The organism is Ancylobacter gelatini, from assembly GCF_022601675.1.
In the GTDB taxonomy this organism is placed as follows: Bacteria; Pseudomonadota; Alphaproteobacteria; order Rhizobiales; family Xanthobacteraceae; genus Ancylobacter; species Ancylobacter gelatini.
The window spans coordinates 38,622-54,160 of record NZ_JAKVIL010000004.1; the positions used below are offsets into that span (position 1 = coordinate 38,622).

General features: G+C 67.1%; 18 protein-coding genes. All 18 read left to right on the plus strand.

What is annotated here, in order from left to right:
• The 18 genes from MKI84_RS08495 (at window position 1) to MKI84_RS08580 (ending at window position 15,537) form a co-directional block, all read left to right on the plus strand.
• Window positions 1-501 (plus strand): DUF1804 family protein, encoded by a 501-nt coding sequence (locus MKI84_RS08495; RefSeq protein ID WP_241618516.1) that lies wholly within the window; start codon window positions 1-3, stop codon window positions 499-501.
• Window positions 498-2,159 carry a phage terminase large subunit gene (terL, locus tag MKI84_RS08500; RefSeq protein WP_241618517.1) on the plus strand — a complete coding sequence of 554 codons (1,662 nt, stop codon included), beginning with the start codon at window positions 498-500 and terminating at the stop codon, window positions 2,157-2,159. Before MKI84_RS08495 ends, terL begins: the two co-directional genes overlap by 4 nt.
• Window positions 2,156-3,772 (plus strand): DUF935 domain-containing protein, encoded by a 1,617-nt coding sequence (locus MKI84_RS08505; protein WP_241618519.1) that lies wholly within the window; start codon window positions 2,156-2,158, stop codon window positions 3,770-3,772. The genes terL and MKI84_RS08505 overlap by 4 nt, the downstream gene beginning before the upstream one ends.
• Complete coding sequence (locus MKI84_RS08510; protein WP_241618520.1) at window positions 3,769-5,109, plus strand: PBECR2 nuclease fold domain-containing protein; 1,341 nt, start codon at window positions 3,769-3,771, stop codon at window positions 5,107-5,109. Before MKI84_RS08505 ends, MKI84_RS08510 begins: the two co-directional genes overlap by 4 nt.
• Window positions 5,110-5,230: 121 nt before the next feature.
• Window positions 5,231-5,770, plus strand: a complete 540-nt coding sequence (locus MKI84_RS08515) for a phage virion morphogenesis protein (protein ID WP_241618522.1) — start codon at window positions 5,231-5,233, stop codon at window positions 5,768-5,770.
• A gap of 239 nt (window positions 5,771-6,009) precedes the next feature.
• Window positions 6,010-7,164, plus strand: a complete 1,155-nt coding sequence (locus MKI84_RS08520; RefSeq protein ID WP_241618524.1) for a hypothetical protein — start codon at window positions 6,010-6,012, stop codon at window positions 7,162-7,164.
• 33 nt (window positions 7,165-7,197) lie between these two features.
• A complete protein-coding gene (locus MKI84_RS08525) occupies window positions 7,198-7,533 on the plus strand; it encodes a capsid cement protein (RefSeq protein WP_241618526.1) in 336 nt (111 codons plus the stop codon).
• A gap of 38 nt (window positions 7,534-7,571) precedes the next feature.
• A complete protein-coding gene (locus MKI84_RS08530; RefSeq protein WP_241618528.1) occupies window positions 7,572-8,510 on the plus strand; it encodes a major capsid protein in 939 nt (312 codons plus the stop codon).
• Window positions 8,511-8,512: 2 nt separating this feature from the next.
• On the plus strand, window positions 8,513-9,079 hold the full coding sequence (locus tag MKI84_RS08535; protein WP_241618529.1) for a hypothetical protein: 567 nt from the start codon (window positions 8,513-8,515) through the stop codon (window positions 9,077-9,079).
• Between the two features lie 10 nt (window positions 9,080-9,089).
• A complete protein-coding gene (locus MKI84_RS08540; protein WP_241618531.1) occupies window positions 9,090-9,548 on the plus strand; it encodes a DUF1320 domain-containing protein in 459 nt (152 codons plus the stop codon).
• Window positions 9,548-10,036 carry a Gp37 family protein gene (locus MKI84_RS08545; RefSeq protein ID WP_241618532.1) on the plus strand — a complete coding sequence of 163 codons (489 nt, stop codon included), beginning with the start codon at window positions 9,548-9,550 and terminating at the stop codon, window positions 10,034-10,036. The genes MKI84_RS08540 and MKI84_RS08545 overlap by 1 nt, the downstream gene beginning before the upstream one ends.
• On the plus strand, window positions 10,033-10,275 hold the full coding sequence (locus tag MKI84_RS08550) for a hypothetical protein (RefSeq protein WP_241618534.1): 243 nt from the start codon (window positions 10,033-10,035) through the stop codon (window positions 10,273-10,275). The genes MKI84_RS08545 and MKI84_RS08550 overlap by 4 nt, the downstream gene beginning before the upstream one ends.
• A gap of 3 nt (window positions 10,276-10,278) precedes the next feature.
• Entirely contained in the window at window positions 10,279-11,553 is a 1,275-nt protein-coding gene (locus MKI84_RS08555) for a phage tail sheath family protein (protein WP_241618536.1), read from the plus strand.
• A gap of 46 nt (window positions 11,554-11,599) precedes the next feature.
• A complete protein-coding gene (locus MKI84_RS08560) occupies window positions 11,600-12,118 on the plus strand; it encodes a phage major tail tube protein (RefSeq protein ID WP_241618538.1) in 519 nt (172 codons plus the stop codon).
• A gap of 5 nt (window positions 12,119-12,123) precedes the next feature.
• On the plus strand, window positions 12,124-12,402 hold the full coding sequence (locus tag MKI84_RS08565; RefSeq protein ID WP_241618540.1) for a DUF2312 domain-containing protein: 279 nt from the start codon (window positions 12,124-12,126) through the stop codon (window positions 12,400-12,402).
• A 4-nt stretch (window positions 12,403-12,406) separates the two neighbouring features.
• Entirely contained in the window at window positions 12,407-12,598 is a 192-nt protein-coding gene (locus MKI84_RS08570) for a hypothetical protein (RefSeq protein ID WP_241618542.1), read from the plus strand.
• 23 nt (window positions 12,599-12,621) lie between these two features.
• The gene (locus tag MKI84_RS08575) at window positions 12,622-12,900 is read left to right on the plus strand and encodes a hypothetical protein (RefSeq protein ID WP_241618544.1); all 279 of its coding nucleotides are present in this window, start codon (window positions 12,622-12,624) and stop codon (window positions 12,898-12,900) included.
• 186 nt (window positions 12,901-13,086) lie between these two features.
• On the plus strand, window positions 13,087-15,537 hold the full coding sequence (locus MKI84_RS08580; RefSeq protein ID WP_241618546.1) for a tape measure protein: 2,451 nt from the start codon (window positions 13,087-13,089) through the stop codon (window positions 15,535-15,537).
• Window positions 15,538-15,539 lie beyond the last annotated feature (2 nt).

Below are 15,539 nucleotides of genomic sequence, written 5' to 3' on the forward strand. Positions count from 1 at the left end.
ATGGCGCATGACGATGGCAAGAAGCGCGATGTGCGCCGGAAATATGTGACCGAGCGCCAGTCGCTCGCCACCATCGCCCTGCTGGTCGACGTGCCGGAGTCCACGCTACGCCGATGGAAGCGCGACGCGCGAACCGAGGGCGACGATTGGGACGCGGCCCGTGCCGCCTCGACGCTCTCCGGCGACGGCCGCGACGCGCTGATCGCCGGCCTGCTGGACGATTATGTCATCCAGCACCAGGCGGCGATTGATGACCTCAAGGCCGCGACCGACCTCGGGCCGGGTGAAAAGGCGAAAGTCCTCGCCAGCCTCGCCGACAGCTTCAGCAAGACGCTTGCCGCCTCGGGCCGACTGTCTCCTCAGATCTCGCAGCTCGGCGTGGCCATGAAGGTACTTGAATTGCTCGGCGATTACATCGCGCAGCACCACCGCGATCACGTCGCCGCTTTCATCGAGATCATCGAGCCCTTTGGTGAGACCCTGCAGGATTCGCTGACGTGAAGCGCACGCCAAGGATCAAGGCCGATCTGTCGGCGAAGCAGTTTCGCGACGAGCTGGCGAAATTCGCCGCGAACTACCGCACCCGCGTCGAGCTGGAGTGTGAGGCTTTCGCGGTCGACGAGTCCGCGCGGAAGGATCGCCGGGCGAAGGCGCTTGATCCGATCACCGGCTTTCGGTTCTTCGCGGAGACCTATTTCCCGCACTACCTCACCAAAGCACCGTCGCTGCTCCACCTGCACCTGTTCGAGGATCTGCCGCGCATCGCGGCGGCGGGCGGCGGTGCGCGCGAGGTCAAGATCGCCCCGCGCGGCGCGGCGAAATCCACCCTGATCTCGCTGATCTACCCGGTCTGGCGGGCGCTGATCGGACGCTCGCGCTACGCCATCATCGTGATGGACAGCTATGCGCAAGCGGCTCTCCAGGTTGAGGCGATCAAAGGCGAGCTGGAGCAAAACCCTCGCCTCGCGATGGATTTCCCTGAAATCGTCGGTCAGGGCCGGGTCTGGCGCGAGGGCGAGATCGTCCTCAAGAACAACGTCATGATCCAGGGCGTCGGCGGCGGCATGAAGCTGCGCGGCCGTCGCCATGGTCCATACCGGCCCGACCTGGTCGTCCTCGACGACATCGAGAACGACGAGAACGTGCGCTCACCAGAGCAGCGCGACAAGCTGGAATCGTGGGTGCTCAAGGCTGTGCTGAAGCTCGGCCCGGCGGATGGCTCGCTCGACCTGCTGCATATCGGCACCGTGGTGCACTGGGACGCGGTGATCCTGCGCAACAAGAATCGGCCGGGCTGGACGACGCACCACTTCAAGGCGCTGATGAGCATGCCCGGCGACATGAAATTGTGGGATCATTTCGAGGAGCTTTTCCGCAATGAGGGCGAAGCCCCGGCGCGTGAGTTCTACGAGCAGAACCGCGACTGGATGGATGCTGGCGCCTTGCTGAACTGGCCGGCGATGCAGACGCTGTTCCAGCTCATGAAAGAGCGGATCGAGAGCTCTAGCGCCTTCGCCAGCGAGCAGCAGGGCGAGCCGACGCCTGAGAACGCCCCATTTCAGAAGCTGTATTTCTTCGTCAACGCCAGCCGTCAGTGGTTGCATTTCGGGGCGGTCGATCCGTCACTGGGGAAGCAGGGCAAGAGCCGCGACCCGTCTGCCATCCTGGTCGGCGCGCTCGATCGCACCGGCTCCTCGCCGGTGCTCTGCGTGGTCGAGGCCTCGATCCGCAAGCGCCTGCCAGACACGATCATAGCGGACACCATCGCGCTCCAGCGCGAGTACAACTGCCAGCTATGGGCGGTTGAGAGCGTGCAGTTTCAGGAGTTTCTGCGCACCACGCTGATGGTCGAGGCGCTACGCCAGGGCGTCACGTTGCCGGCGTTGCCGGTCGACAACATCGCCGACAAGACCCTGCGCATCGAGCGGCTCCAGCCCTACACCTCGGTCGGGTCGATCCTCTTCCACGCTTCGCACGCGACCCTGCTCCAGCAGCTCCAGCAGTGGCCGTCCGCCGATCACGATGACGGCCCGGATTGCCTGGAGATGCTCTGGAACCTCGCCATCCGCTATGGCGGCGGGGCGGCCGGGGCGATCGGCTCGATGCAGGGCGCGTCCGCCGGCAACCGCAACACCATGGGAGGCTACCGGCTATCATGAGCAAGCGATCCCGCCGCGCGGCCGCCAAAGCCGTCACCTTCGCCGCAACCAGCTCGCCGCCGGCGCTGGCGCCCGATATGCGCCGCATGCTGGCGACACCGGTCAACGACATCACCATCCCGAACTACACGAATGTCCTGCGTTCCGAGGACGAGACGCTGCTGACGAAAGGTGGCGCCCGTGGCGTCCGCCTCTATGACGAGGTGCGGCGCGACGGCCATGCACTGGCGGTCCTCACAAAGCGCACGCTCAAGGTGGTTTCGCGGCCGTGGATTGTGGAGCCCGCCTCCAAGCGCGCGATCGACCGCAAGGCGGCCGAGGTGGTGGAGCGGCAGATCAATCGCGTGGCCTTCGATCGCCTGTGCCGCGAGCTTCTCGGCGCGGTGCTGTACGGCTATTCGGTCGCCGAGATCGAATGGGCCGTGGGTGGCGGCGAGGTCTATCCCGCGCGCATCGTCAACCACCAGCGCGCCCGCTTCGTGTTCGATCTCGATTGGCGTCCGCGACTTCTCACACGCGAGAACAGCTTCGAGGGCATGGAGCTGCCGGAGCGAAAGTTCATCGTGCACCGTCACGATGCCGAGGGCTCGGACCCGTACGGCCGCGGCCTCGGGCGGGTGCTGTTCTGGCATGTGCTTTTCAAGCGCGAGGGCATCGGCTTCTGGTCGCATTTCCTCGAAAAATATGCCTCGCCGACGCCCGTCGCGAAGTACCCCATGGGCACGCCCCCGACCGAGCAGGACCGGCTGCTGAGCCATCTGCTCGACCTGGTGCAAAAGGGTGCCCTGGTCGTTCCTCTCGGCACCGACGTCGAATTCCTGGAGGCCGCGCGATCTGGCGCGGCGACCTATGAGGAGTGGTGCCGGTTCTGGGACGAGCAGACGAGCGTCGCCGTGCTCGGGGAGACGCTCTCGACCAATATTCAGGGCGCCGGCTCCCGCGCGGCCAGCGAGACTCATGACGATGTTTCCAGCGGCATCGCCGATGCCGATGCGGATCTGCTTTCGGCGACGCTCAATGAGACGCTCTGTCGCTGGATCACAGAATTTAATGTGCCTGGCGCGCAGTCGCCGACCATCTGGCGGCCTCGGCCCAAGAACGAAACGGCCGAGGAAGATCACAAGACCAAGCGCGCCGCGCGTCAGAAAAGCGAGATGGACAATCTGTTCGCGCTGGCGGCGAAGGGCTATCGGCCCGCCGAGGGGCTGGAGAAATCGCTGTCCGATATCACCGGGACCTCGGTGATCCTGGACGAGGAGCTGAAGCAGCAGTTCGGCCCGCCGCCGGCGCTCGATCCGGCGCAGGCAGCGCTGTCGTCGACCGCGCTCAATCCGGCCTTCGCCGCGCATGACGATCACGAGATCGGCGATATCCTCGACCAGCTCGGGCTGGAGGCCGAGACCGTGATCCATCTGTGGGTCGATCGCGTGCGCCAGGTGCTAGCAGATGCCGATCGGCGCGGCCTCGCGCTCTCCGACGTCAAGGACCTGCTGCTGCCGCTCGCCGCCGAGCTGGACGCGTCGCCGCTCGGCGAGATTATCACTCTGCCGCTGATCCTTGCCGAGCTGACGGGCCGTGCCGACGTGATTGACGAGATCGGCAGCGAAGCATGAGCGTCGCCGCGCGCATCCTCGCTTCGATCCGGCCGCGCGCTCCGGTGTCGTTCGCGCGCCGCCGGATGGTTCGGCCGGTGCGCTACGCCGAGGACGGGTTTCGGGTCGCCTTTCAGGATGCGATCGACTTCCACCGGCAGAAGGTCCGTCTGCCCTCGCGCAGCTATCGCGATCTTGCCGGCAATGCGCATGACCGCGCCTTCGTCGTCGCCGGCGCGACCCGTGACGCGCTGCTTGCCGACCTGCACGGTGCGGTCGACAAGGCACTCACGGATGGGCTGACCCTCGCGCAATTCACCGAGCGCTTCGAGGAGATCGTCCAGCGCAACGGCTGGACCGGCTGGACCGGCGAGGACACCGCCGCCGGCCGCGCGTGGCGTGCGCGGGTGATCTATCAGACCAATCTGACCACCGCGCACGCCGCCGGCCGCTACAAGCAGATGACGCACCCTGATGTCCTCAAGGTGCGGCCGTTCTGGATGTACCGCCATGGCGAGCGGCGCAAACCGGCTAATCCTCGCCTTCAGCACCTCGCCTGGGACGGCAAGATCTGGCGCGCCAACGATCCGGTATGGCGCCGCATCTATCCGCCGAATGGCTGGTTCTGTTCCTGCGGTGTGCGCCCGCTCTCCCCGCGCGATCTCAAGCGCATGGGCCGGGAAGGGCCGGACCCGTCGCCGGAGCTAACGATGCGCCGGGTGCGTGACCCTGCCACGGGCGAGTTGGTCGATGTGCCGGAAGGTATCGGCTTCGGCTGGGACCATGCGCCTGGCCGGGACTGGGCCGAGGGACTGGTGCCGCAGGAAATGCAAAAGCCGCTCGACATTCTGCCGCCCGAGCTGCCGCGTTCCGAGCGGCCGCCGGTGCCGCCGGCACCGCCCGGACGCCCCTTTTCGGCTCCGAGCCTACCCGGCGGTGACGATCCCGCCGAGTATGCGCGGGCATTCATGACCGAGTTCGGAGGTGATGTTGGGAAGGGGGTCGCGTGGCGCGATCCCGCCGGCCACGTATTGGCACTGTCGGATGAATTGTTTCGGGCGGCATCGGGTGCATGGAAGGCGACGAAGCGAGGCCGCGATACCGAGGTACTCAAGCTCGCCGAGACGCTCAAGGACCCTGATGAAATATGGGTGAACTGGGCGCACGACGAAAATGGCCGGCCGTTTCTGCTGCGCTCTTATCTCCGCTGGGCTCCGGGTGGACAGGGATTCGCGTTGTTCGAGTGGGCGGCGCGCGCCTGGCGCGGAGTCACCGCGTTCCCACCGGACCGGCCCGGCTATCTCGACAAGGAGAGGCGAGGCGCATTGCTTTGGCGCCGACCGGAAGAAAAGCCGTGAGCGATATGGCGACCACCCCACCAATCGCACCGGTCGCAGCCTACTAGCGCGGGTGGCGCGTCGGCGGGCGATCGACGGATCACGACCGCCGGCAAAATAGCACAGGGGAGTGAGCTGCACCATGCTGGACCTGAGGATCAAGCTGGACGAGAAGGAACAGGCACGGGCTGACAGCGTGCTCGGCGAGCTGGCCGACCGCGCCGAGAACATCGAAGGCGGCCTGCGTAATGTCGGTGAGGCGATCCTCCAGGTCACCGACGTGCTGTTCGAGACGCAGACCGATCCGCAGGGTCGGCCATGGGCACCGCTGGCGCTCACCACGATTATGCTGCGCGGCGGTTCCGGCCACATCCTCCAGGTTTCCGGCCGGCTGCGCAGATCGGCTAGCTACAACGTCGCCGGCAACGTGCTGCGCGTCGGGCTCAATGCCCCGCCCTATGACACGGTGCATCAGTTTGGCTCGACCCACGAAATCAACGCAAAGCCAGGCGGCGCGCTCAAGGTGCCTGTTGTCGGCAATGCGGGCTTCGGCTTCGTGCTCCGCGCCTCGGTGATCGTGTCGATCCCGGCGCGACCCATCATCGGCTTCGGGCCGCGTCACGAGGAGGCGTCCCGCGACGCGATCGAGGATTGGCTCGCGGTCGACGGACTGGGCGAATAGAGCTACCCATGAGGATGGCCCAGGAGGCCCATGGACAGGCCAGAGGGTGGCGAGATAGCCTGAAGCGGCGCGAGGGGCGTCAGATGGGCGTCAGAAACGCCGCAATCGCCCTTGCGCGCTTCAGGTAGACTTCGTCGCCGCCACTGAGCGGCTGACCGGTCGCGGGTCCGCCGATTTTTCGGCGCGGCTGCGACATCGTCGCGTCATGTACTGAGGACGGCCTCGCTAGCGTCGCGATCATGACGAGAGCGACCCCGCCTGCCACCCGCACCATCGAAGTGTTCCGGCCCGGCACCCATGTCACCATGGGCGGCGAGGCGATCACCTTTTCGGCCGAGGACCTGCGCCAGCTCGCCGCGAACTACGACGCGGATGGCTCCCCGGCGCCGGTGGTGGTCGGCCATCCTTCCGTGGACGCGCCGGCCTATGCCTGGGCGCGCTCCTTCAGCTACGACGACCAGGCGGAGCGTCTTACCGCCGAAATCGGCGACATCGCGCCGGCCTTCGCCGAGGCGGTGCAGGCCAAGCGCTATCGCAAAGTGTCGCTCGCCTTCTTTCGCCCCACCGAGGCCGCCAATCCCAAGCCCGGCTCCTGGTATCCGCGTCATGTCGGTTTCCTCGGTGGCGCGGCGCCGGCCGTCACGGGGCTCAAAACCGTGTCGTTCGCCGGTGTCGCCGATCCGGTCACCGTCGAATTCGGCGGCGCCCGCGAGAGCGCCGGCCTGTTCCGCCGCATGCGCGAATTTCTGATCGAGAAATTCGGCGCGGAAGACGCCGATCGCGTGCTGCCGGACTACGAAATCCGCTGGCTTGACGATCTCGACACGCCGCCGGCTCTGCCTGCTCCCGCGCCGGCCTATGCCGCGCCTCCCGTGAAGGACCCGACCATGTCACACCCGACCGCGCCGGCCCCCAATCCGCCGGCCCCGCAGCCTCCCGTCGACTTCGCGGCCCGCGAGTCCCAGCTTGCCGCCCGCGAAAAAGCCATCGCCGATGCCGAGCGCGCGGCGCTCCACGGCGCCAACGTCGCCTTCGCGGCCGAACTGGCGCAGGCGGGCCGTGTGCTGCCGGCGCAGCAGGGTCGGCTGGTCGCCGCGCTCGATGCGCTGGCCGGCGGCAGCAATGCGCCGGTGAGCTTCGCCGCCGGTGAGGCGGCCGTCGCGCCGGTCGAGGCGCTCAAGACCATCCTCCGCGAGTTGCCGAAGGTGGTGCCGCTTGGCGGCACGCTGCCCAACGGCGACGCGCCGGCGGCCGAGCCGACCTTCGCCGCGCCGGATGGGCTCGCAGTCGACAGCGACCGCTCGGCGACGCACGCCAAGGCGCTGGCTTATCAGCGCCAGCACCCCGGCACCGCCTATATCGACGCCGTGCGCGCCGTCGACCCGCGCGCCTAACCGCGCTTCATCCTCTCACTTGGAGTCGCCGCCATGCACATGGGCAGCATCAGCACCCTCAAGACCACGGCCGTCGCGACCGGCGCCATCGACGAACGGCGTTTCGTGACCTTCGCCGACGCGCAGGCGGGCCTTGATGGCATCGTGAAGGGCGTCTCGGAGATGGCTGGCATTCCCGGCGACGCCATCCCGCTGACCCTTATCGGCGTCATCGACATGGTCGCGGGCGGTGTCATCGCCCTCGGCGCCGAGGTGGTGTCCGATGCCAATGGCCGGCCGATCGCCAAGGGTGCCAACGTCAACGTCGCCGGCCGTGCGCTCAATGCCGCCGCTGCCGCCGGCGCCCGCGTCTCGATCCTCATCCGCTGATCCCGCCGGCCTGACGCCGCGCAACCCGGAGACTTTCCATGCCCGCCATGAACAGCCGTCAGGCCCAGGTGATCGATCCCATCCTGTCGACCCAGGCGCGCGGCTACACCAATCAGGAATTCATCGGTCACCGCATCCTGCCTTTCGCGGATATCCCGAACCGCTCGATGAAGGTAATCCGGTTCGGCAAGGATGCCTTCCGCCGCTACATGAACACGCGGCGTGCCCCCGGCGCCGAGACGATGCGCCTCCAGTTCGGCTATGCCAGCGATCCCGTCGCTCTTACGCAGGAAGCGCTCGAAGCGCTGGTGCCGGACGAAATCAGCGGCGATGCGCAACGCGTGCCCGGCATCGATCTCGCCAGCGTGTCGATCAATGCGGTGCAGGACATCATCGGGCTCGGCCGTGAAGTCGAGATCGCCGGCATGGTCCGTAACGCGGCGAATTATGACGCCAATCACAAGGTTGCGCTCGCCGGCGCCGATAAGTGGTCCGACCCGGACAGCGATCCGGCGAAGGATGTGCGCGAGGCCCGCGAGGCCGTGCGCCGCTCGATCGGGCGTTATCCGAACGTTCTGGCCATCGGCCCGGATGTCTTCAATGCGCTGAGCGAGCACCCGAAGATCACGGCGCGCTTCGTCCACACCAGCTCCGACAGCGTGACGGAGGCCATGCTGGCGAAGTACTTCAACCTCGACGAAGTCATCGTCGGCAAGGCGGTGGCCCTACCGGATACGGCGGCTGACACTGATTTGGCGGATGATGTGTGGGGCAATGACGCCCTGCTCTTCTACCGTGCCGGCTCCAACTTCCTCGTCCCCGCCTTCGGCTACACCTACCGCCTGTCCGGTTATCCGCTGGTCGAGCAGCCCTATTACGAGCGCAACCGTAAGAGCTGGGCCTATCCGGTCACGGAAGAGTACCGGCCTTATGTGACCGGCGCCGAGGGCGGCTTCCTGTTCCAGGGCGCGGCCTGACCATGTCCAAGCCCGCCACCAAATCCACGCGGGCGCCGGCCAAGGCCGCGCCCGCCACCGATACCCCCCCGAGCGAAAAGTCCGGGCCGGTGGACGAGACTTTGTCGTCCACCGGCCGGGGCGAAGGCTCCGGGGAGGGTTCCGTGGCCCCGCAGCCGGCGAAGGTCGACGCCGTGGGCGAACAGGCACAGCCGGAGGCCGGTGCGGTCGCCCCGGTGTCGGATGCGACGGGCGGCAGTCACGCTGATGGTGACGGCCACGAGCAGTCGGCGCCGGAAACCGGTCAGGCACCGGAGGACGGCTCGGCTGCGGCCGCCACCGATGCCGACACCCATCCCGCCGGCGCGCTGATCGAGGAGGCGCGCGTCGCGCGCGGTCCGACCGATGTCGAAGCGGAAGCCGGCAAGCCGGACGCCCCGATCCGGCTCACCTATCAGGTGCGCTCGCCGCTCCGTCACGATCGCCGGCGCTACAGTCCCGACGATCCCGACAGCAACACCATCGAGCTGACCGAGGCCGAGGCGGAGACGCTGATCGCCATCGGCGTGCTCGGCGATCCGATCAACTGAGCGTCAGAACATGCCCGCCACCCCGAAATATCTGACGGTCGCCGATTTCGTCGCTCGCCTCGGCGAGCGCGAGGCCGACGATCTCGCCGGCACCGGCCTTCGCGATGCGCGCGAGCTGAATCTCGACCTGCTGTCCGCGCACCTGGTGCACGCGGACGGGGTGATCGAGGGCTATGTCCGCGCCCGCTATCCGGCCGACTTCCTCGTGGTGCCGGAAATTCTGGCGGGCATCGCTCATGACATCGCGCGGTGGCGGCTGCGCGCCAAGGGTGGGCAGCAGACCGCCATGGCCGATACCGTCAAGGCACAGTACGACGCCGCCATGGCGCTGCTGCGCGATATCTCGGCCGGCCGCGTGACCCTGGACGTCAATGGCGACGGCACCAATCCCGAGCTCGGCGCCCACGCCGAGACCATGGGCGGCCGGATGCCGCCGGCCCGCATGGGCCGCGTTCTGGAGGGCTGGTGATGTCCAACGTCATCACGGCGATCGAGGACGCGATGGTCGCGCGGCTGATGGCCAAGCTGCCGCGCACATTCCGGCCCGCCGAATCCTTTCCCGACCAGGCCGAGAATTTCGACTTCCCCGTCTCGAATGAGGCGGCCTGCTATGTCCGCTATGACCGCTCGACATATGCCGGCCCGGATGCCGAACCTCGGCGCGCCTATGCGCCGATGCGCACGCTGTCCTTCGAGGTCATCGTCCTGGTCCGCTCACTTCGCGGTGCGCAGGACGGGCGGGTCAGCTCCTATGACGCGCTTGAGGCCGTCCGCCTCGCGCTCCAGGGCCAGTCCTTCGGCGGCGCGACCGCGATGGCGCCGGCTGGCGACCAGCTCCAGGCACGCGATGCCGGCGTCTGGCGCTGGGCCATCCGCTTCACCTGCCGCGCCCCGGCCGTCGCGGTCGCCGATGCCGGCGAGCGTTCCACCATGCTCCAGCGCGCGGAGGCGTCATGAGCCAGCAGGCATTCATCTGGCGCGGGCCGCATCAGGCCGCGTCGCTCCAGGACGCCCAGGGCGTCGTGCTCTGGGAGGGCCAGCTCGTGCCGGGCCGCAAGGTGACCGGCCTGCCGGTCGACCATCCGCATGTCGCGCAATGGGTCGGCGCGCGCCTGCTGGAGCCGGTCGCCATCGATGCGCCGGCCGAGCCGGCCGCCGAACCCGCCATCCGCCGCCGCGCCACCAAGGAGGGCTGATCCATGGCCGAGAATTTTCACCACGGTCCCGAGATCATCGAGCACCTTGAGGGCAACAGCGTCGTCCGCGAGGTCAAGTCGGCGGTCACCTTCATCGTCGGCACGGCGCCGATTCAGGAGGTCCATGACACCGCTGAGAAGCGAGCGGCCGTCACCAACGAGTTGGTCGTCATCCGCAGGCGCGAGCAGATCGAGGAGTTGCTCGGGCCGCGCATGGCCGGCTACTCGCTGCCGGAGGCCCTCGACGTCCACTTCAACAAGATCCAGTCCGGCAAGGGCGGCGGCACGATCGTCGCGGTCAACATCTTCAATCCCGACCTTGCCGCGCACCAGGACGAGGGCGATCCCGACCCCAGCAAGGTGACGGCCGCCGATGCGATCGGCACCTACACTGCAGGGAAACCGAGCGGCTTCAAGCTGGCGCGCACGATGTTCAACCGGCTCGGCTTCTTCCCCAAGATCCTGGAAGCGCCGCGTCTGTCCGGCCTCGTCGGCGTGCGCGCCGAGATGGAGGTGCAGGCCAACGACCTGTCGGCGGTCTATCTCGCCGACCTGCCGGCCGGGCTGACCGTTCAGCAGGCGGTCGAGACGCGCGGCGCGACGGGAGCCTACAACACCAGCTCGTCGCGCGGCATCCTGCTCTATCCGCACCTCAAGGCCTATGATCCCGTCATCGACGACGTGGCGCTCCAGCCCTACAGCCAGCATTTCGCCGGCATGATGGTCGCGAGCGATCTGAGCTACGGCTACCACTATTCGCCGTCCAACCGGGCGATGTCCGACGTGCTCGGCCTGGAGCGAGATTTGGAGTTCGTGCCCGGTCGCTATGACAGCGACCAGAACGCGCTGAACGAGGCCGGCATCGTCACCGCGATGAACTATTTCGGCTCGGGCTACCGGACGTGGGGCAACCGTAGCGCCGGTTTCCCGACCATGACCACGGCGCACCAGTTTATCCATGTGCGCCGCACGCTCGATATGATCCATGAGGCGGCGCTGTACTACCTCATGGACAAGATCGACCGGCCGGCTACCAAGAACTTCCTCAACGACATCGAAGAGGACGTCGACGCTTTCCTGCGCAAGAAGGAAGGCGAAGGCGCGCTCTATGGCGGCACGTTCCGCTTCGATCGGACCAAGACCACCTCGGCCGACGCCACGGACGGGCGGTTCTACTACCGGCTGGACTGCATGCCAGTCGGCGTCACCGAGCGGATGACCGTCGACAGCTACCTCGACGCCTCGCTCGCCGCCTCCGCCCTCGGCCTCGCCGCCTGAAACCTCTGACGAGCGGCGAGCCTCAGGCCGCCGGATGGAGTGACCCATGGACCCGATCAAGATCGGTCATGTCAGCAATGCCGACATGTACCTCGCCAACAACAAGCTTACCGGCCGCGTCAAGGAGTTCGATCCCGGCGACTTCTCGACCAAGGTCATCAGCCACGAGGCGCTCGGCATGATCGGCGTTATCGAGATCCCGGCGCGCGGCGTCGAGGCGATCGAGAGCTCGATCACTTTCGACTGGCTTGATCACGAGGTGGAGCGCCTGGTCATCAACCCGACCAAGGTCCATCGCTGGGCCATGCATTCCTATGTGGACGTGCACGGGCCGGAAGGGGTGATCGCGGATGCGGGTCACCGTCTCATCACCACTGTCGGGCTCCAGTTCGTCGGTCGGTCGAGCTTCGGGCACACGCTGGGCGAGATGCTCAATCATGAGCTGGAGTGCCGGACCCAGTTCATTTCGCAGCGCATCAGCACGTCCGACGTGCCGATCCTCGAATATGACCCGTTCTCGGGAGTCTATCGCATCAACGGCGAAAACGTCTGGTCGGAGTACTGATCGAGATGTCGGACATCCCGAACGACCAACCGCTTTCCGACGCCGCCGCCGGCTTCGCCAAGGAGCAGCTCAAATCCTTCATCGAGCGTATCGAGCGCCTGGAGGAGGAGAAGAAGAGCATCGTCGAGGACATCAAGGATGTCTTCAGCGAAGCGAAGGGCACCGGCTTCGACACCACAGCGCTGCGCGAGATCCTGCGCATCCGCAAACAGGACGCCGACCAGCGCGCCGAGCAAGAGGCGATCCTCGATCTCTATCTCCAGGCGCTCGGCATGGTGGGCTGACGCCATGCGCGCGGTCTCTACCGTCTACCTGTCCGAACCGGTCGCCCCGCGCGGCGGGTCCCACCATTCCGGCTACGTCACACGACACGACGAGCGCGGGATCTGGATCGAAGACCGCGAAGACGGTCGGGGCGGGCAGGTGTTCTTCCCGACCCATCTCCTCCTTCGCGTTGAGCACAACACGGGCTGGCGCTGACCGGCCTCAACAGGAGTTCCCTCATGGCCTTCCCGACCCGCAAGCACACGCTCACCCGCTCCAAGATCGAGGTCACCATCCCCGAGGACTGGCACGTCTCCGACACCCAGGCGGCGCAGCGTTACGGCAAGGGCGACGTGCCCAAGACGCAGATGGCGCTGATCCAGCGGGTCTGCCGGTTCAACGGCGAGACCTGGACCGCCGCCGACATCGCCGAGAAGATCACCGGCAAGGACTACAACGAGCTGATCGGCGAGCTTTACGGCGACGATGACGACGAGGACGAGGCGGGAAACGCCTGATCCCGCACCAGCGGGACATTCACTTCCTGGTCGGCCGGGGCTGGCCCCCGTCCGACCTGATGGCGATGACGCCCGACGAATTCGACCAGGTGCTGCGCACCGCCATCGACATCGTGAAAGACGAGGACAAGGCCCAGAAGGAGGCCGCGCGGGCCGCGAGGACGCGTAAATAGGAGGGTCAAGGCCATGCGCGTCTCCATGACCCTCGAAGCGCAGGACAAGGCCAGCCGGGCCATCCGCGCCGCGCAGAAAACCGTCGCTGGCTTCAATAAGGTCGCGACCGCTGGCGCCAACACGACGGCAAGGGCGACTGCCAAGGCCGCAAACGCCTACAGCAAAACCGAGAAAGCCGCCCGCGCGGCGGGCAAGGCCGCTGCCGCAGGCGCTGCCCAGGGCGCGGCCGGACATAGCCGCGCGCAGCGTGCGCTTGCGATGGTGGCTCGTGCGCAGGACCGCGTCGCCGCCGGGGCTCGCCGTGTTGGCGATTTCAGTGCCGCCGCAGGCCGCGCGGCCGAGCGCGCTTATGATCGTGCGTCCGAAGCTCTGGCCCGATGGGCGCGGCGCCAGGGTGACCTGATCGTCAAGGGCGGCGGCATGATCGGCCAGGGTGCCGGCCAAGTATGGCAGGGCATGAAGGGGGCCGGCAAGGTCGCCGCCGGCGTCGCGACCGGGGCGGGTGTGCTGGGCATTGCTGGCGGCATGCTGATGAGCCAGCTCGTCGCGCCGGCGGGTGAATTCGAGCGGTTTGCGACGATCCTCACCACGTTGCAGGGGTCGGCCCAGGCGGCCCAGGCGGCACTGGCATGGATCTCCGACTTCGCCGCCAAGACACCCTATGACATGGCCGGCGTGACGGATGCCTTCGTGAAGCTGCGCGCCTATGGTCTCGATCCCATGAGCGGCCTGCTCAAGACGCTCGGCAACACCTCGGCAGCGATGGGCAAGCCGCTCATCCAGGCCGTAGAAGCGATCGCCGATGCGGTCACGGGCGAGTTCGAGCGCCTCAAGGAATTCGGCATCAAGGGCGCGGTCGATGGAGCCTATGCGGTGTTCGCGTTCACCGCCAAGGATGGCTCACAAAAGACCATCAAAGCCTTGAAGAACGACCGCAAAGCTATCGAGCAGGCCCTGGCGTTCATTTGGAACAATAAGTACGCCGGCGCGATGGACGCTCTCTCGGCGACGTGGGAGGGCATGGTCTCCAATCTCGCCGACCAGTGGTCGCGCATCCGGCTGATGATCATGAATGCCGGCCTTTTCGACTGGATGAAAGGCCGGCTCGGCGACATCCTCTCGACGATTGACCGCATGACGGCCGACGGATCGCTCCAAGCTTGGGCGAAGGATATCTCCACTACCTTGATCGCAACCCTGTCGAAAGGCTGGGAGGTGGCGAAAGGCTTGGGCGCCGCGCTCGGGACGCTGGCCAAGGGCGCCGAGCAGGTCGCCACCGCCATCGGTGGCTGGGAGAACTTCTCCTATCTGCTGATCGCCGCCGCCTTCGCCGGGCCGATCCTCAACATCGCCTCGGGCCTGTTCCTGATCGCACGCGGGGCGTGGGTCGCAGGCTTCGCGCTGATGCGCGTGATGGCCGTACTGTCGCTGTCGTCGACGCTATGGGCATTCTCGGCCGCGTTGCGCGGCGTGGCATTGGCCATGTCGCTCGCATCACGGGGCGCTCTCTTCCTCGGCGCGAGTCTGATGGCGACGCCGATCGGCTGGATCATTGCCGGTCTCGCGGCGGTCGCGGCGGCGGCTTATCTGATCTATGCCAACTGGGACAGCATCGGCCCCTGGCTGGCTGAGAAGTGGGAACAGATCAGGCAGGTGTTTTCCGACGCCTGGAACTGGCTCGCGGCGCTGGACTGGCCAAGCCTGATGCCGGATTGGGACTGGTCCGCGATCATCCCGGATATCAGCCTGCCCAGCTTCTCCTGGTCGAGCCTGCTGCCGGACTGGGACTGGTCGAGCATCATCCCCTCGCTGCCGGATTTCGGGTCGTGGTTCGGCGGCTCGAAGGATACCAGCGCCGTCACGAACGCGCAGGACATGGCGCAGCTCGCCCGGCAGGCGGAGGCGGCGAACAAGCTGATCGCCGGCATCGGCCCGGCGGCTCAGGCGGCGGTGCAGGCGGCATCTTCGGCCCTCTCGGCCGCGTCGTTCCATTCGCACGGCGTCGCGTTGATGGAAACGCTCGCGGCCGGCATCCGCGCTGGCGCCGGCGCGGCGGTCGGCGCGGTCCAGGGCGTCACGCAGCAGATGCGCGATTACCTGCCTCATTCGCCGGCCAAGGTTGGGCCGCTGTCCGATCTCGACCGCGTGCGGTTTTCCGAGACGCTGGCCTCGGCCATCCGGCCCGGTCCAGCGGCTGCGGCGGCGCGCTCAGTTGCGGCCGGCATGCGTGGCGCGCTTTCGGATATCGCCCCGCGTTCGGCCGGCCTGCCGATCGGGACGGCCGGCGCCGGCGCGGGCGGCGGTGTCACCGTGAGCGTGCAGTACAGCCCGAGCGTCACGGTGCCAGCCGGCACCACCCAGCAGCAGGCAGCGAGTTTCGCGCAGCAGCTCCGGGATCATGCGGACGAGCTGGCTCGCATGGTGGATGAGGCTGTGCGCCGTCAGAAACGACTGGAGTATTGAGA

Excerpts from the sequence above, each read along its gene's own strand:
- MKI84_RS08550 (WP_241618534.1), top strand. The coding sequence starts at position 10,033 with ATGAGCCAGCAGGCATTCATCTGGCGCGGGCCGCATCAGGCCGCGTCG.
- MKI84_RS08505 (WP_241618519.1), top strand. The coding sequence starts at position 2,156 with ATGAGCAAGCGATCCCGCCGCGCGGCCGCCAAAGCCGTCACCTTCGCC.
- MKI84_RS08570 (WP_241618542.1), top strand. The coding sequence starts at position 12,407 with ATGCGCGCGGTCTCTACCGTCTACCTGTCCGAACCGGTCGCCCCGCGC.
- MKI84_RS08565 (WP_241618540.1), top strand. The coding sequence starts at position 12,124 with ATGTCGGACATCCCGAACGACCAACCGCTTTCCGACGCCGCCGCCGGC.
- MKI84_RS08535 (WP_241618529.1), top strand. The coding sequence starts at position 8,513 with ATGTCCAAGCCCGCCACCAAATCCACGCGGGCGCCGGCCAAGGCCGCG.
- MKI84_RS08580 (WP_241618546.1), top strand. The coding sequence starts at position 13,087 with ATGCGCGTCTCCATGACCCTCGAAGCGCAGGACAAGGCCAGCCGGGCC.
- MKI84_RS08560 (WP_241618538.1), top strand. The coding sequence starts at position 11,600 with ATGGACCCGATCAAGATCGGTCATGTCAGCAATGCCGACATGTACCTC.
- MKI84_RS08520 (WP_241618524.1), top strand. The coding sequence starts at position 6,010 with ATGACGAGAGCGACCCCGCCTGCCACCCGCACCATCGAAGTGTTCCGG.
- MKI84_RS08525 (WP_241618526.1), top strand. The coding sequence starts at position 7,198 with ATGCACATGGGCAGCATCAGCACCCTCAAGACCACGGCCGTCGCGACC.
- MKI84_RS08515 (WP_241618522.1), top strand. The coding sequence starts at position 5,231 with ATGCTGGACCTGAGGATCAAGCTGGACGAGAAGGAACAGGCACGGGCT.
- MKI84_RS08540 (WP_241618531.1), top strand. The coding sequence starts at position 9,090 with ATGCCCGCCACCCCGAAATATCTGACGGTCGCCGATTTCGTCGCTCGC.
- MKI84_RS08575 (WP_241618544.1), top strand. The coding sequence starts at position 12,622 with ATGGCCTTCCCGACCCGCAAGCACACGCTCACCCGCTCCAAGATCGAG.
- MKI84_RS08530 (WP_241618528.1), top strand. The coding sequence starts at position 7,572 with ATGCCCGCCATGAACAGCCGTCAGGCCCAGGTGATCGATCCCATCCTG.
- MKI84_RS08495 (WP_241618516.1), top strand. The coding sequence starts at position 1 with ATGGCGCATGACGATGGCAAGAAGCGCGATGTGCGCCGGAAATATGTG.
- MKI84_RS08510 (WP_241618520.1), top strand. The coding sequence starts at position 3,769 with ATGAGCGTCGCCGCGCGCATCCTCGCTTCGATCCGGCCGCGCGCTCCG.
- MKI84_RS08545 (WP_241618532.1), top strand. The coding sequence starts at position 9,548 with ATGTCCAACGTCATCACGGCGATCGAGGACGCGATGGTCGCGCGGCTG.
- MKI84_RS08555 (WP_241618536.1), top strand. The coding sequence starts at position 10,279 with ATGGCCGAGAATTTTCACCACGGTCCCGAGATCATCGAGCACCTTGAG.